The 15,593-nt window shown below is 72.7% G+C and carries 12 protein-coding genes and 1 pseudogene; 6 read left to right on the top strand and 7 right to left on the bottom strand.

Annotation, left to right across the window (positions count from 1 at the left end; genetic code table 11):
• Positions 1–91 precede the first annotated feature (91 nt).
• Positions 92–574, bottom strand: a complete 483-nt coding sequence (locus tag ACGFYU_RS23240; RefSeq protein WP_393829228.1) for a PaaI family thioesterase — start codon at positions 572–574, stop codon at positions 92–94.
• Between the two features lie 53 nt (positions 575–627).
• Positions 628–2,913, bottom strand: coding sequence for an FdhF/YdeP family oxidoreductase (locus ACGFYU_RS23245; protein ID WP_393829229.1), 2,286 nt, complete (start codon positions 2,911–2,913; stop codon positions 628–630).
• Between the two features lie 115 nt (positions 2,914–3,028).
• Here ACGFYU_RS23245 and polA point away from each other — a divergent pair, with 115 nt between their 5' ends.
• A complete protein-coding gene (gene polA, locus ACGFYU_RS23250) occupies positions 3,029–5,752 on the top strand; it encodes a DNA polymerase I (protein WP_393829230.1) in 2,724 nt (907 codons plus the stop codon).
• 36 nt (positions 5,753–5,788) lie between these two features.
• Here the strand turns inward: polA and ACGFYU_RS23255 are convergent, their stop codons facing one another.
• The gene (locus ACGFYU_RS23255; RefSeq protein ID WP_393829231.1) at positions 5,789–6,658 is read right to left on the bottom strand and encodes a DUF4184 family protein; all 870 of its coding nucleotides are present in this window, start codon (positions 6,656–6,658) and stop codon (positions 5,789–5,791) included.
• Between the two features lie 147 nt (positions 6,659–6,805).
• Between ACGFYU_RS23255 and ACGFYU_RS23260 the strand changes: the two genes are divergently transcribed.
• Positions 6,806–7,018, top strand: a complete 213-nt coding sequence (locus tag ACGFYU_RS23260; RefSeq protein WP_393829232.1) for a hypothetical protein — start codon at positions 6,806–6,808, stop codon at positions 7,016–7,018.
• Here the strand turns inward: ACGFYU_RS23260 and ACGFYU_RS23265 are convergent.
• Positions 6,990–7,418 carry a hypothetical protein gene (locus tag ACGFYU_RS23265; protein ID WP_393829380.1) on the bottom strand — a complete coding sequence of 143 codons (429 nt, stop codon included), beginning with the start codon at positions 7,416–7,418 and terminating at the stop codon, positions 6,990–6,992. The two genes, ACGFYU_RS23260 and ACGFYU_RS23265, sit on opposite strands and share 29 nt — an antisense overlap.
• On the opposite strand from ACGFYU_RS23265, the gene ACGFYU_RS23270 reads away from it, so the two are divergent.
• Positions 7,408–8,211, top strand: a complete 804-nt coding sequence (locus ACGFYU_RS23270) for a lytic transglycosylase domain-containing protein (RefSeq protein WP_393829369.1) — start codon at positions 7,408–7,410, stop codon at positions 8,209–8,211. The two genes, ACGFYU_RS23265 and ACGFYU_RS23270, sit on opposite strands and share 11 nt — an antisense overlap.
• Positions 8,212–8,232: 21 nt before the next feature.
• Here ACGFYU_RS23270 and ACGFYU_RS23275 read toward each other — a convergent pair.
• Positions 8,233–8,774 (bottom strand): annotated as a pseudogene (locus ACGFYU_RS23275) (hypothetical protein).
• A gap of 129 nt (positions 8,775–8,903) precedes the next feature.
• Between ACGFYU_RS23275 and ACGFYU_RS23280 the strand changes: the two are divergent.
• Both ACGFYU_RS23280 and ACGFYU_RS23285 read left to right on the top strand, forming a co-directional pair.
• Entirely contained in the window at positions 8,904–9,044 is a 141-nt protein-coding gene (locus ACGFYU_RS23280; RefSeq protein WP_329386914.1) for an SPW_0924 family protein, read from the top strand.
• A 14-nt stretch (positions 9,045–9,058) separates the two neighbouring features.
• Positions 9,059–10,042 carry a DUF3068 domain-containing protein gene (locus tag ACGFYU_RS23285; RefSeq protein WP_393829233.1) on the top strand — a complete coding sequence of 328 codons (984 nt, stop codon included), beginning with the start codon at positions 9,059–9,061 and terminating at the stop codon, positions 10,040–10,042.
• Here ACGFYU_RS23285 and ACGFYU_RS23290 read toward each other — a convergent pair.
• Both ACGFYU_RS23290 and ACGFYU_RS23295 read right to left on the bottom strand, forming a co-directional pair.
• Entirely contained in the window at positions 10,032–12,815 is a 2,784-nt protein-coding gene (locus tag ACGFYU_RS23290) for an ATP-dependent RNA helicase (protein WP_393829234.1), read from the bottom strand. The two genes, ACGFYU_RS23285 and ACGFYU_RS23290, sit on opposite strands and share 11 nt — an antisense overlap.
• A gap of 7 nt (positions 12,816–12,822) precedes the next feature.
• Positions 12,823–13,671 carry a class I SAM-dependent methyltransferase gene (locus ACGFYU_RS23295; RefSeq protein WP_393829235.1) on the bottom strand — a complete coding sequence of 283 codons (849 nt, stop codon included), beginning with the start codon at positions 13,669–13,671 and terminating at the stop codon, positions 12,823–12,825.
• Positions 13,672–14,024: 353 nt separating this feature from the next.
• On the opposite strand from ACGFYU_RS23295, the gene rpsA reads away from it, so the two are divergent.
• The gene (rpsA, locus tag ACGFYU_RS23300; RefSeq protein ID WP_393829236.1) at positions 14,025–15,533 is read left to right on the top strand and encodes a 30S ribosomal protein S1; all 1,509 of its coding nucleotides are present in this window, start codon (positions 14,025–14,027) and stop codon (positions 15,531–15,533) included.
• Positions 15,534–15,593: the final 60 nt, after the last annotated feature.

Genomic DNA, 15,593 nt, shown 5'->3' on the forward strand with positions numbered 1-15,593 from the left:
CCCGGTGCGCCCGGGGGTGGAACGGGCGCAGGCCCGGACGCGCCCGCCGGATGGGGCGGGGTCCGGGCCCGCGGGTGCTCGGCGGCCGGGGTCAGACTCCGGCGGGGGTCTCCGCGACCGGGCCGGCGTCGCGCAGCAGGCAGGTCAGGCGGGCGGTGCAGACGCGCCGCTCCTGCTCGTCGCTGATGACGACCTCGTAGGTGGCGGTGGAGCGGCCCCGGTGCACGGGGGTGGCGACGCCGGTGACCTGGCCGGAGCGCACGCCCCGGTGGTGGGTGCAGTTCAGGTCCACGCCGACGGCGACCTTGGTGATGCCGCCGTGCATCATCGCGCCGACCGAGCCGAGGGTCTCGGCCAGTACGGCGGAGGCCCCGCCGTGCAGCAGCCCGTACGGCTGGGTGTTGCCCTCGACGGGCATCGTGGCCACGACCCGCTCGGCCGAGGCCTCCAGGATCCGTATGTCCATGCGCTGTCCCAGGGCGCCCGCCGAGAAGAGGGCGGGCAGGTCGATGCCCAGGGCCGCGTACTCGTCGAGTACCTCCTGCGGGAACTTCACTGCGTGCTGCTCGCCCATGGGCCGGCTCCGTTCGTCAACGCTCGTTAACCATTGTGTCCTGGGTCGTTCTATCAGGCCGGTTCGAAGCGGATGACGACGGACTTGCTCGCGGGGGTGTTGCTGGTGTCGGCGGTGGAGTCCAGCGGGACCAGCACGTTGGTCTCGGGATAGTAGGCGGCGGCGCAGCCGCGGGCGGTCGGGTAGTGCACGACGCGGAAGCCGGGCGCGCGCCGCTCCACGCCGTCCTTCCACTCGCTCACCAGGTCGGTGTAGGAGCCGTCGGCCAGGCCCAGCTCGGCGGCGTCCTCGGGGTTGACCATGACGACGCGGCGGCCGCCGGTGATCCCGCGGTAGCGGTCGTCGAGGCCGTAGATCGTGGTGTTGTACTGGTCGTGGCTGCGCAGGGTCTGCAGGAGCAGCCGTCCCGCCGGGACCTTCGGGTATTCCACGGGCGCGGCGGTGAAGTTGGCCTTGCCGGTCTTCGTGGGGAAGCGGCGCTCGTCGCGCGGGGCGTGCGGGAGCCGGAAGCCGCCGGGGTGGGCCGCGCGGGCGTTGAAGTCCTCGAAGCCGGGGACCACGCGGGAGATGCGGTCGCGGATGGTGCCGTAGTCGCGCTCGAACTCCTCCCACGGGGTTCTCGAGGTGTCACCGAGGACGGCGCGGGCCATGCGGGCCACGATGGCGGGCTCGGAGAGCAGGTGGGGGCCGGCGGGGGCGAGGTTGCCGCGGGAGGAGTGGACCATGCCCATGGAGTCCTCGACGGTCACGAACTGCTTGCCCGAGGCCTGGACGTCCTTGTCGGTGCGGCCGAGGGTGGGCAGGATCAGGGCGCGCCGGCCGGTGACCGCGTGGGAGCGGTTGAGTTTGGTGGAGACGTGCACGGTCAGGGAGGCGCGGCGGATCGCGGCCTCGGTGACCTCGGTGTCGGGGGTGGCGCCGACGAAGTTGCCGCCCATGGCGAAGAGGACCTTGGCCCGGCCGTCGCGCAGGGCCTGGATGGAGCGGACCACGTCGAAGCCGTGCTCGCGCGGCGAGGTGATGCCGAATTCCTTGTCGAGGGCGTCGAGGAAGGCCGGGGCCGGGCGTTCAAAGATGCCCATCGTGCGGTCGCCCTGGACGTTGGAGTGGCCGCGGACGGGGCAGACACCGGCGCCGGGGCGGCCGATGTCGCCGCGCAGCAGGAGGAGGTTGACGACCTCGCGGATGGTGGCGACGGCGTGCTTGTGCTGGGTCAGACCCATGGCCCAGCAGACGATGGTGCGCTTCGAGGCGAGGATCATGGCGAGGGCGCGCTCGATCTCGGGCCGGGTGAGCCCGGTGGCGGTGAGGGTCTCGTCCCAGTTCGCTTCCTTGGCGGTGGCGGCGAACTCCTCGTAGCCGTGGGTGTGTTCACGGATGAACTCCTCGTCGGTGGCGCCGCCCGCCTCGATCACCAGCTTGTTCAGGAGGCGGAAGAGGGCCTGGTCGCCGCCGATGCGGATCTGGAGGAAGAGGTCGTTGAGGGGGGTGCCCTTGAGCATGCCGAGGGGGGTCTGAGGGTTCTTGAACCGCTCCATGCCGGCTTCGGGCAGCGGATTCACCGAGATGATCTTCGCGCCGGCTTCCTTGGCCTTCTCCAGGGCGGAGAGCATGCGCGGGTGGTTCGTCCCCGGGTTCTGGCCGGCGACGATGATCAGGTCGGCCTGGTGGAGGTCTTCGAGGGAGACGCTGCCCTTGCCGATGCCGATGGTCTCGTTCAGTGCGGAGCCCGAGGACTCGTGGCACATGTTGGAGCAGTCGGGCAGGTTGTTGGTGCCGAATTCGCGGGCGAAGAGCTGGAAGAGGAACGCGGCCTCGTTGCTGGTGCGGCCCGAGGTGTAGAAGAGGGCCTCGTCGGGGGAGGCGAGGGCGTGCAGCTCCTCGGCGATGATCGCGAAGGCCCGCTCCCAGCTCACGGCCTCGTACCGGTCGCCGCCGTCCGGCATGGCCCCTCTTTCGAGAAGCATGGGTTCGGTGATGCGGCCCTGCTGGCCCAGCCAGTACCCGGAGCGCGTGGCCAGGTCGGTCAGGGGGTGCGCGGCGAAGAACTCCGGGGTGACCCGGCGCAGGGTGGCCTCCTCCGCGACGGCCTTGGCGCCGTTCTCGCAGAATTCGGCGGTGTGCCGCTTGTCGCCCTCGGGCCAGGCGCAGCCGGGGCAGTCGAAGCCGTCCTTCTGGTTGACCTTGAGCAGGGTGCGGGCGGTGCGGGCCAGGCCCATCTGCTGCTGCGCGATCTTCAGGGTGTGCCCGATCGCGGGCAGTCCGGCAGCCGCGTGCTTCGGCGGCGCGACCTGCGGCGCGTCCTGTACCGGATCACCTACGGGCGGCTTGGAGGCCATGTCGCTCCCCTTTGAGCAGTCTTCGCGTACTCATCTCGTACACATCCGATCCTGTCACGCTCCGCCGACATCGCCGACGCCGGAATTGTCAGCGGGGGCGCCTAGGATCGGGGGCGTGGCAGATTCAGCATCGAAGAAGACCGACCAGACGACCGCAGCGGACCGCCCCCGCCTGATGCTCATGGACGGGCACTCCCTGGCGTACCGGGCGTTCTTCGCGCTGCCCGCGGAGAACTTCACGACCGCGACGGGCCAGCCGACCAACGCCATCTACGGCTTTGCGTCGATGCTGGCGAACACGCTGCGCGACGAGGCGCCCACGCATTTCGCGGTGGCGTTCGACGTGTCCCGCAAGACGTGGCGCTCGACGGAGTTCCCCGAGTACAAGGCGAACCGTTCCAAGACCCCCGACGAGTTCAAGGGGCAGGTCGAGCTGATCGGCGAGCTCCTCGACGCGATGGCCGTGCCGCGCTTCGCGGTGGAGGGCTTCGAGGCCGATGACGTGATCGCGACGCTCGCGACGCAGGCGGAGGCCCTCGGCTTCGAGGTGCTGATCGTCACCGGCGACCGCGACTCCTTCCAGCTCGTCTCCGAGCACACCACCGTGCTCTACCCGACCAAGGGCGTCTCCGAGCTGACCCGCTTCACGCCGGAGAAAGTCGAGGAGAAGTACGGCCTCACCCCCCAGCAGTACCCGGACTTCGCGGCGCTGCGCGGCGACCCGTCCGACAACCTGCCCGGCATCCCGGGCGTCGGCGAGAAGACGGCCGCCAAGTGGATCACCCAGTTCGGGTCGTTCGCGGAGCTCGTGGAGCGCGCCGATGAGGTCAAGGGCAAGGCCGGGCAGAATTTCCGGGACCACCTGGAGGCCGTCAAGCTCAACCGCGTCCTGACCGAGATGGTCAAGGACGTGGAGCTGTCCAAGACCCCCGCCGACCTGGCCCGCCTGCCGTACGACCGGTCCGCCGTGACCGGGGTGCTGGACGTGCTGGAGATCCGCAACGCCTCGCTGCGCGAGCGGCTGCTGGCCGTGGACCCGGGCGCGGCCGAGGAGCAGGCACCGGCTCCGGCGGCGGCGGGTGTGGAGCTGGACGCCTCCGTGCTGGGCACGGGCGAGCTCGCGCCGTGGCTGGAGTCCCACGCGGGCGGCCCGCTGGGCGTGGCCACCGTCGACAGCTGGGCGCTGGGTGCGGGCAAGGTCGCCGAGATCGCGCTCGCCGCGGCCGGGGGCGCGGCGGCCTGGTTCGAGCCGCACGCGCTGGACGAGGCCGACGAGCGGGCCTTCGCCGCCTGGGCCGCCGATGCGGCGCGCCCGAAGGTGGTGCACAACGCCAAGGGCCTGATGCGGGTCTTCCCCGAGCACGGCTGGACGCTGGCCGGAGCGGTCATGGACACGGCCCTCGCCGCGTACCTGGTCAAGCCGGGCCGCCGGTTCTTCGCGCTGGACGTGCTGTCCAACGAGTACCTGCACCGGGAGCTCGCGCCCGCCGCGGCCGACGGCCAGCTGGCCTTCGGCGCCGATGACACGGCCGAGGCGGAGGCGCTGATGGCGCAGGCCCGCGCGGTCCTGGACCTCGGGGACGCCTTCACCGAGAAGCTCGCCGAGGTGGGCGCCGCCGAGCTGCTCCACGACATGGAGCTGCCGACCTCCGAGCTGCTCGCCCGGATGGAGCGGGCCGGCATCGCCGCCGACCGCGACCACCTGGAGGCCATGGAGCAGCAGTTCGCCGGAGCGGTCCAGCAGGCGGTGAAGGAGGCGCACGCGGCGGTCGGCCACGAGTTCAACCTCGGCTCGCCCAAGCAGCTCCAGGAGGTGTTCTTCGGCGAGCTGGACCTGCCGAAGACGAAGAAGACCAAGACCGGCTACACCACGGACGCCGACGCGCTGGCCTGGCTGGCCACGCAGACCGACCACGAGCTGCCGGTGATCATGCTCCGCCACCGGGAGCAGGCCAAGCTGCGCGTCACCGTCGAGGGTCTGGTCAAGACCATCGCCGCCGACGGTCGGGTGCACACCAGCTTCAGCCAGACCGTCGCCGCGACCGGACGCCTGTCCTCCACCGACCCCAACCTGCAGAACGTGCCGGTGCGCACCGACGAGGGCCGCGCGATCCGCCGCGGCTTCGTCGTCGGCGAGGGCTTCGAGTCCCTCATGACCGCCGACTACAGCCAGATCGAGCTGCGCGTCATGGCCCACCTCTCCGAGGACGAGGGCCTGATCGAGGCGTTCCTGTCCGGCGAGGACCTGCACACCACCGTCGCCTCCCAGGTGTTCGCAGTGGAGCGGTCCGCCGTCGACGCCGAGATGCGCCGCAAGATCAAGGCCATGTCCTACGGTCTCGCGTACGGGCTGTCGGCCTTCGGTCTCGCCCAGCAGCTGAACATCGAGCCCGCCGAGGCGCGCGGCCTGATGGAGACCTTCTTCGAGCGGTTCGGCGGGGTCCGCGAGTACCTCCAGCGCGTCGTCGACGAGGCCCGGGCCACCGGGTACACGGCCACGATCTTCGGCCGTCGCCGGTACCTGCCCGACCTGAACAGCGACAACCGCCAGCGCCGCGAGGCCGCCGAGCGGATGGCGCTCAACGCCCCGATCCAGGGCACCGCGGCCGACATCGTCAAGGTCGCCATGCTGCGCGTGGACAAGGCGATCACCGAGGCCGGACTGCGGTCGCGGATGCTGCTCCAGGTCCACGACGAAATCGTGCTGGAGATCGCCCCGGGCGAGCGGAAGCAGGTCGAGGAGCTGGTGCGCCGGGAGATGGGCGCCGCCGTCGAGCTCCGCGCCCCGCTGGACGTGTCCGTGGGCGTCGGCCCCGACTGGGAGTCCGCCGCGCACTGATCCCCGTACGACGGCTCGGCCGAGCGCCCGTCCCCGCTACGCGGTGGGGACGGGCGTTCGCGTGTCCTCGTCCTCGTCCGTACGGTCCCGGCCGCGGCCGCGGTCGGCGCGGTGCCGGAGCCGGAAAAGGACCCCGTACAGCAGCAGGCCGACGCACAGGCCGCCGCCCGCGCCGAAGCAGACCGTCGGGATGATGTCGAGCGGCGTACGGATCCGGTCGAAGAAGGTGAAGAAGCGCATCACGCGCATCGTGATCCCGACCGCGACGCACACCACGAGCAGGGCGAGCGAGCACCGGACCTCCGCGCGGCCGAGCAACGGCACGGACGCGGGGGCCGGTGCGGACGGCAGCCGGCGCAGGCTCGTCACCGCGAACCAGAGCAGGGCGCAGGCGGCGAGCACCGAAGTGCCGTACTGCAGGTACAGGTAGGGCGGCAGGCCGAAGGCGAGCGGCTCGCCCAGCTCCGGCCACGTGTGCGTCCCGAAGCGGTCGATGTGCGTGAAGCTGTCCCACACCACGTGCGTGAGGGAGCCGGTGACCGCCGAGAGGTAGAACCAGAGGGCGAGCGCGGGGCGTTGCCGCCCGCGCCAGTCCTCGCCGCGCACGAAGGCGTGCACCCGGCCCTGGCGGCCGCGCGGCAGGAGCGCGATCAGCGGTTCGCGCAGCAGCAGCCAGCACGCCGCGAGGAGCGCGGTCAGTACGGCGTCCACGGTCAGTACCCCCGGCAGCGAGTGCGTGAAGGTGCCGTACGGCTTGATGCCCGGGACCACCGTGGCCGCGAAGTAGAAGGTGTCCGGCGCGAACGACCCCAGGACGAGCGCGGAGGCCACCAGCGGCCCCCGGGCACGCCCGGTCCTGCGGATGGCCGGAAGCACGGCGGCCGCGTGGCTGAGAGTGAACGGCATCGTGCGTCTCCTCGATCCCAGTGGTTCCGCCAGTATGCGTGACCTGCACGGGACGTGGGGATGTGGTGAATTCCCGACCGTGATGCGTGCCGTGTGAAGGGAGTTGACGTAGGGTCACGCGCACGTCGAGGGGGAGGGGTCCGGCTCATGTCGGCTCGAATATTCGGACGCAGGCTGCGCAGGGGCGGGGCGGCCGCCCTCGTCTCCGCGCTGGTGGTCGCCGCGGTGACCGCCTCCCAGGGGCCGGCCGCCGGTCGCACCGACCCGATCGCGGCGGCCGGAGGGGTGGTACGCAGTCCCTTCCGGGGACCGGAGGCGGCGGCGACTCCTCCTACTTCACCGAACTGCCGCCCCTGGTGAGCCCCGCGCCGCAGGCCGTACCCCTCGCCACCGAGGACGGAGCGGCCGCGCCGAACGCGCCCGCCGAGCAGACGGCGGCCGTGACCGGGGAGCCCGCCGCCACGGGGACGGCGGCGCAGGGGATTCCGGCGAGCGTGCTCGCGGCGTACCTGCGCGCGGAGAAGACGGTGGGGGAGAGCGACCCCGGATGCGGGCTGCGCTGGCAGCTCCTCGCCGCGATCGGCAAGGTCGAGTCCGGGCAGGCGCGCGGCGGCCGGGTGGACACGGCCGGGACCACGCTGCGGCCGATCCTGGGTCCGGTGCTCGACGGCAACGGCTTCGCGAACATCCCGGACACCGACGGTGGGGCGTTCGACGGCGACGCCCGCTCCGACCGGGCGGTGGGGCCGATGCAGTTCATCCCCTCCACGTGGGCGGCGTGGGGCCAGGACGCGGACGGCGACGGCCGGCGCAACCCGCACAACGTGTACGACGCGGCCCTCGCGGCGGGGCGCTACCTGTGCGCGGGCACGAGGGACCTGCGGGTGGCGGCGGATCTGGACCGGGCCGTGCTGTCGTACAACCACTCCACGGAGTACCTGCGGACGGTGCGGTCCTGGTTCACGTACTACCTCCAGGGGGCGCACGGGGTCCCGGACACGGGCGGCCCGGGCGGGGGCGCGCCGCCGGCACCCCAGCCGGAGCCGACCCCGGAGCCCACCCCGGAGCCGACCCCGGAGCCGACCCCGGAGCCGAGCCCGGAGCCGAGCCCGGAGCCGAGCCCGACGCCGGACCCGAAGCCGAGCCCCAGCCCGACACCAACGCCGAGCCCGACACCAACGCCGAGCCCGACGCCGACCCCCAGCCCGACGCCGACCCCGACACCGAGCCCCACCCCGACGCCGGATCCGAAGCCGACCCCGGAGCCGACCCCGGACCCGACGTCAACCCCGACGCCGACGCCGACGCCGGAGCCGAGCCCCACACCGACGCCCCACCCGACACCGACTCCCAGTCCGTCGCCCACCCCTACTCCGTCGCCCACCCCCATGCCGAAACCGGATTCGAGTCCCACGCCCAGCCCGACCCCGACTCCGGCTCCCAGTTCGACGCCGAGCCCCAAGCCGACGCCCACGCGGGCTCCCGCGCCCACGGCCACGCCCAGCGCGAGCGCCCCCGCAGAGCCCGGGCTGTCCCCGTCGCCCACGCCGTAGCCCGCTGCGGCGGCGGCCGCGTCACCACGCCGCCGCCTCCAGCACCCGCTCCGCGATCCACGGCACCGCCCGCCCGTCCGTCGCGACCCGCACCGTGCCCGGCGGAGCCCCCGCTCCAGCACCGCCGCCGCCCTCAGGCTCCGCTCGATGTGCGCGGCGAGCTGCGAGCCGATCTCCCGCCGGGCCAGCCGCTCCCGCACGGTCGCCTCCCGCGCCGTGAGCAGCACGCATGTCGTCCGGATCGGGACCCCGCCGCCCGCGCCGTCGCCGCCCATGGCCCGGTGGATCAGCGGCAGGTCGAGGATGCTCACGGTGTTGGTGTAGACGAGTCGGCGCTGCCCCAGCGCGGTGTAGTTCGCCCAGACCGAGGCGAGGTTGCGTTCGGTGATCGCCGCACGGTCCGGGTCGCCTTCGGGGGCCGGATGGATCTGGTCCAGGAAGTCGCCCTCGATGTAGCAGTGCGCCGTCCCGCGGCGGCGCAGCCGCTCCGAGACCTCCCAGCCGACCGTGGACTTCCCGACGCCCGACCCACCGCCGATCAGCAGCACTTCGTATGCGGTCATGCCCGGCAGGATGGCAGGGCCCGTACCGCTCCACCAGGCAGCCGACCTGCGCCTGACGGGTTCTCATCTCGCCTCCGCGTTGCTACGGTGCCTCCGCCCTGACGCCCTATCAGATTCCGGAGGCCCGGCATGCGCGCATTCATCGCCGCCGCCAGCGGGCTCGTCCTCGCGGTGCTCCTCGTCCTCGCCATCACGGCGTTCGGGGCGCCCGAAGGCAAGACCTCACCCAAGCCCCTGCTCACCACCGCGCCCGCCGCGCCCGGAAAGTAGAGGAGGGCCCGGCGATGCGACGCAGAGCGAGCCTTGTCCTGCTGGCACTGGCCGTCTTCTTCGCGGCCCTCGCGCCGCTGCTGCGCTGGTACGCGTACCCGCGGCTCGCCAAGATCCCGGCGAACCAGTACCAGGAGGTGGTCCTGGAGGCGAAGGACGCCACCCTCCTCGACTACTTCAACGGGATGCAGCCCAAGAAGGTCGACAAGGTCACGATCGTCCAGACCCTCAAGGGCAACGTGGAGGCGTCCAAGGAGATCGAGACCAGCGCGGGCAAGGACGTCGTCGTCTGGGACACGCTGACCCACATCATCGACCCCGAGGGGAAGATGGTCTCCCAGATCCCCGAGCGCTACATCTTCGACGCGCACACCCAAGACCCGGTGCACGCCACGGGCGAGATGGTCGACGGGGACGCCGTCAAGCGCGAGGGCATCGAGTTCAAGTGGCCGTTCTTCACCGAGCCGCGCGACTACCTGTACTTCGACGCGCAGACCCGTACCTCCTCGCCGATCCACTACGTCGGACCGCGCACGTTCAAGGGCATGGACGTCTACTACTTCGAGCAGACCGTGCCCTGGACCAAGGTGCCCATGCCCAAGAAGATGCCGATCGAGGGCATCGACCCGGCGACGATCGAGGCGACCACCGGCACCACCCTCTGGTACACGACCAAGGCGATGTTCTGGGTCGACCCGGTGACCGGGGCGCCCGTCAACGCCGAGCAGGAGATCCAGCAGGAGATGCGCGGCGGGATCGCGGCGGGCGGCCCCGACGGCAAGCTCACCGCCTTCGCCGGGCACGTGAAGATGCGCGAGGACTACAGCGACTACACCGTCGACCTGGTCAAGTCGAACCGTACGAAGGTCCTCGCGCTGCACACCTACGCGCCGATCGGTCTCGCGGCCGGCGGGCTGGCGCTCCTGGCGCTGGCGCTGTGGCTGGAGGCGCGCGGCCGCCGCCGGCCGGGGGCGGGGCCGCAGGAGCTCAGCGCCTGAGCCGGGCGTTGGTGTGGCGGGTGGGCTCGGCGGTGGCCGGGTCCTCAGGCCAGGGGTGCTTGGGGTAGCGGCCGCGCAGCTCGGCGCGGACGGCCCGGTAGCCGCCCTGCCAGAAGGAGGCGAGGTCGGCGGTGACGGCGGCCGGCCGGCCGGCGGGCGAGAGGAGATGGACGAGTACGGGTACCCCCGCCACCCGGGGGGTCTCGGCCAGCCCGAACAGCTCCTGGAGCTTCACGGCGAGCACCGGCTGCCCGTGCTCGGCGGAGTAGTCCACCCGGATCCGGGATCCGCTGGGCACCTCCAGCCGCTCCGGAGCCAGCTCGTCCAGGCGGGCCGCCTCGCCGGTGGCCCAGGGCAGCAGCCGGCTCAGGGCCTGCCCGGCGTCGATGCGGCCGAGGTCCGCGCGGCGGCGGGCCCGGGACAGCTCGGGCTCCAGCCAGTCGTCGGCGCGGTCCAGCAGGGCGCCGTCGTCCGCCACGTCGGGCCAGGCGCCGCCGAGCGTCCGGTGCAGGAAGCCGAGCCGGGCCCGGAGGGCCTGCGCGTCGGGGGACCAGCGCAGCAGGCCGAGGCCCTCGGCGCGGAGCCCGTCGAGCAGGGCGGCCCGTACGAGGGCGGGGTCGGGGTTCTTGAGGGGGCGCACGGCGAGTTCGACGGCCCCGAGCCGGTCCGCCGCGCGGGCGACGACGTCCCCGTCCTCCCAGTGCACCTCTTCACCCCGGCTGCGCAGATGGGCGGCTGCCGCCAGGGCCGTGTCCTCGTCGATGACGGCGGCGAGCCGGATCCGGGCGGAGGCGGAGTGCGGGGCCCGGTCGGCGACGGCGACGGCCAGCCAGGGCGCGCGGCGCAGCGGTGACCCGTCGGGGAGCTCGGCCCCGGTCCCGGAGGCCATGAGGAAGGCGCCCTCGCCCTTGCTCTTCGCGACGCGCTCGGGGAACGCCAGGGCCGCCACGAGCCCGGCGGCGGCATCGTCGGAGAGTTCCCCCACCCCGCCCCTTCCCGGCTGTGCCGCAGTTGCGGCTGCGCCGCGCGGGGGCTCCGCCCCCAGCCCCCCGCCGGGCTCCGCCCGGCCCCGCGCCTCAAACGCCGGCGGGGCTGAAATGGCGCTCCGCGCCATCCAGCCCGCCGAGCGGGCATATCCAGCCTCGCCGGCGTTTGAGGCGCGGGGGTCCGGGGGCGGAGCCCCCGCCGGGTCCGGGACGGAGCCCCGGGACGGGGGGCTGGGGGCGGAGCCCCCAGTTTCGGGAAGGGGCGGGGTGGGGGAAGGCCCCGCAGGGTTCCCGGCGGCGCGCTCCAGGCGGCGGGACTCCGCGCGCCAGCGGGACGCGTAGGCGTCGGCGCCCCGGCGGGCCTGACGCCAGGCCGCGGCCAGGTCGTCCCCGTACTCGCGCGGCGGCTCCTCGCTCAGCAGCGCCACCACCTCCGCCGCCCGGCGGGAGCCGAGGGCCGCGGAGCCGTCCAGCAGTGCCCGGGCAAGGCGCGGGTGCAGGCCCAGCCGGGCCATGCGCAGCCCCCGCGGGGTGGGCTGCCCCGCCCGGGACACCGCGCCCACCGCGAGCAGGACCTCCCGCGCCGCGGCCATCGCCCCGGCCGGCGGCGGGTCCAGCAGCGCCAGCCCCGACGCGTCCGGGTCGCCCCAGCAGGCGGCCTGCAGGGCGAACTGCGCCAGGTCGGCGATGCGGATCTCGGGGGAGGGGAAAGCGGGCAGGCGGGCGTCCTCCGCCTCGGCCCAGCAGCGGTACACCGCGCCCGGTGCCTCACGCCCGGCCCGCCCCGCCCGCTGGCGCCCGGCCGCGCGGGAGGCCCGTACGGTCGCCAGCGCGCCAAGCCCCCGCGCATGGTCCATGCGGGGCTCGCGGGCCAGCCCGGAGTCCACGACCACCCGCACGCCCGGCACGGTCAGGCTGGACTCCGCCACGGCGGTGGCGAGGATGACGCGACGGTGCACGGCGGGTGCGAGCGCCGCGTCCTGCACCGCCGCCGGGGCCCGGCCGTGCACCTGGAGCACCTCGGCGTCGACCCCGCCCAGCTGCCCGGCCACCCGGGCGATCTCCCCGACGCCGGGCAGGAAGCACAGGACATCGCCGGAACGTTCCGCCAGCGCCCGCCGCACCACCGCGGCCACATGCGTGAGCTGCGCGGGATCCACCCGCATCCCGTGCGGCGGCCGCACCGGCCGGGCCGGCGGGGCCCAGACGGTCTCCACCGGGTACGACACCCCGGCGGCCTCCACCACCGGCGCCCCGCCCAGCACCCTGGACCAGCCGGCCGCGTCGGTCGTCGCCGAAGCCGCCACCAGCCGCAGCTCCGGGCGCAGGGTTTCCCGTACGTCCATGAGGAAGGCGGCGACCGTATCGGCGTCGAGGTGCCGCTCGTGGCACTCGTCCAGGATCACCAGGTCCACGCCGGACAGCTCCTGGTCCCGCTGGAGCCGCTGCAGGAGGACACCGGTGGTGACCACCTCGACCACCGTCCCGGGCCCCGCGACCCGCTCCCCGCGCACCGTGAAGCCCACCGAACCGCCGATGGCCTCGCCCAGCAGCCAGGCCATGCGCCGCGCCGCCGCCCGGGCCGCGATCCGCCGCGGCTCGGCCACCACGACCCGGCGCCGCGGCCCGCCGCCCACCAGCCCGGCCAGGACCAGCGGCACCAGCGTGGTCTTGCCGGTGCCCGGCGGGGCGCAGAGCACGGCGGTGCCGTGGGCGTCCAGCGCCGAGACGAGCGCGGGCACGGCCTCCCGTACGGGGAGGGAGCCGAGGGCGGCGGTACGGATCAAGGGGGCGTCAGCCCCTCTCGCACACGAAGATCGCGGTGCCCGGGATCAGGTTGCCGCGCAGCGGGGACCAGCCGCCCCACTCCTGGCTGTTCCACTCGGGCCATTCCGGCTCGACCAGGTCGACCAGGCGGAAGCCGCCCGCCACCACGTCGCGGACCCGGTCGCCGATCGTGCGGTGGTGCTCCACGTACACGGCGCGGCCCCGCTCGTCCTGTTCGACGTACGGGGTCCGGTCGAAGTAGGAGGCGGAGACGGACAGCCCCTCGGGGCCGGGCTCGTCGGGGAAGGCCCAGCGGATGGGGTGGGTCACGGAGAAGACCCAGCGGCCGCCGGGGCGCAGTACGCGGTGCACCTCGCGCATCACGTTCACCGGGTCGGCGACGAAGGGGACGGCGCCGTAGGCGGAGCAGGCGAGGTCGAAGGAGGCGTCGCGGAAGGGCAGCTTCCCGGCGTCGGCCTCGACGAGCGGAACGTCGTCGCCGATGCGCAGGGCGTGCTGGAGCTGGCGGTGGGAGAGGTCGAGGGCGACGGGGCGGGCGCCCTGGGCGGCCAGCCAGCGCGAGCACTGCGCGGCGCCGGCGCCGATCTCCAGGACGTCCTTGCCCTTCAGGGAGGCGGCGGGCCCGAGCAGGGCCGCCTCCGCCTCGTCCAGGCCCTCCGGCCCCCACACGAAGCGGTCGTCGCCGAGGAAGGCGCCGTGCTCGCTCTGGTACTCGTCGGCGTTGCGGTCCCACCAGCCGCGGCTCGCGCGGCTGCTCTCCGCTTCGCCGGCGTCACGCCGGGTGGCCTCGGCATCGTCCCCGGAGGCGGAATCGACCTCGTACGCGTCTTCGGGGGCGTAGTCCTCTTGGTTCATGGGGCCCGTCGTCGTAGTCTGCGGATGTCTGCGGAGCGGGCAGGGAAGTGCCATCACGGCCTCCCCGCCCACGAATTGTGCCGGTTATACGGCGATCCGCCGGGGGTGTCCGCCTTCGCGCATTGACCCTGTCCGGCCGCCCCCGTATGCTACAAGTTGCGCTGCGAGCCTGTGCTCCTCAGACCTAGCAGGCTGCGCTTGCATCTGTTGATGTCCCCTCGGTTTTCGGGGCCCCGCCGCTCTTCGCGGAATGGGGGTCTCCTGGCTGTCCGGCTTCTTCGGCAGATGCCGATAAGGGCTCCCGGCGTAGCAGTACCTACGACTTTCTGTCCGTAACCGGAGCCCTTTCCCACATGACGAGCAGCACCGAGACCACCTCTACCACTCCGCAGGTAGCGGTCAACGACATCGGTAACGAGGAAGCCTTCCTCGCCGCGATCGACGAGACGATCAAGTACTTCAACGACGGCGACATCGTCGACGGCGTCATCGTGAAGGTCGACCGGGACGAGGTCCTGCTCGACATCGGTTACAAGACCGAAGGCGTGATCCCGAGCCGCGAGCTCTCGATCAAGCACGACGTCGACCCGAACGAGGTCGTCAAGGTCGGCGACGAGATCGAGGCCCTGGTTCTCCAGAAGGAGGACAAGGAAGGCCGTCTGATCCTGTCCAAGAAGCGCGCCCAGTACGAGCGCGCCTGGGGCACGATCGAGAAGATCAAGGAAGAGGACGGCATCGTCACCGGTACCGTCATCGAGGTCGTCAAGGGTGGTCTCATCCTCGACATCGGCCTCCGCGGCTTCCTGCCGGCCTCCCTCGTCGAGATGCGTCGCGTCCGCGACCTCCAGCCCTACGTGGGCAAGGAGCTCGAGGCGAAGATCATCGAGCTGGACAAGAACCGCAACAACGTGGTCCTGTCCCGCCGCGCCTGGCTGGAGCAGACCCAGTCCGAGGTCCGCCAGACGTTCCTCACCACCCTGCAGAAGGGTCAGGTCCGCTCCGGCGTCGTTTCCTCGATCGTCAACTTCGGTGCCTTCGTGGACCTGGGTGGCGTCGACGGTCTCGTCCACGTCTCCGAGCTGTCCTGGAAGCACATCGACCACCCGTCCGAGGTTGTCGAGGTCGGCCAGGAAGTCACCGTCGAGGTCCTCGACGTCGACATGGACCGCGAGCGTGTCTCCCTGTCGCTGAAGGCGACGCAGGAGGACCCGTGGCAGCAGTTCGCCCGGACCCACCAGATCGGTCAGGTCGTCCCGGGTAAGGTCACCAAGCTGGTTCCGTTCGGTGCGTTCGTCCGCGTGGACGAGGGCATCGAGGGTCTGGTCCACATCTCCGAGCTGGCCGAGCGCCACGTGGAGATCCCGGAGCAGGTCGTCCAGGTCAACGACGAGATCTTCGTCAAGGTCATCGACATCGACCTCGAGCGTCGCCGGATCTCGCTGTCCCTGAAGCAGGCCAACGAGTCCTTCGGTGCCGACCCGGCGTCGGTCGAGTTCGACCCGACCCTGTACGGCATGGCCGCGTCCTACGACGACCAGGGCAACTACATCTACCCCGAGGGCTTCGACCCCGAGACCAACGACTGGCTCGAGGGCTTCGACAAGCAGCGCGAGGCCTGGGAGACCCAGTACGCCGAGGCGCAGCAGCGCTTCGAGCAGCACCAGGCTCAGGTCATCAAGAGCCGCGAGGCCGACGAGGCCGCCGCTGCCGAGGGTGCTGCCGCCCCGGCCGCCGGTGCCGGCGCCGGTGCGGGCATCTCGGGTGGTTCGTACTCCTCGGAGTCGGACGAGACCTCCGGCGCCCTGGCGTCGGACGAGGCCCTGGCCGCGCTCCGCGAGAAGCTGGCCGGCGGCCAGAGCTGATCGCAGCGCGCACCACGCCTCCGGGCGTGAGCCGGGCTGGTTGAGTTGAACGGTGAGGCC

It is taken from the genome of Streptomyces sp. NPDC048337, from assembly GCF_043201175.1.
In the GTDB taxonomy this organism is placed as follows: domain Bacteria; phylum Actinomycetota; class Actinomycetes; order Streptomycetales; family Streptomycetaceae; genus Streptomyces.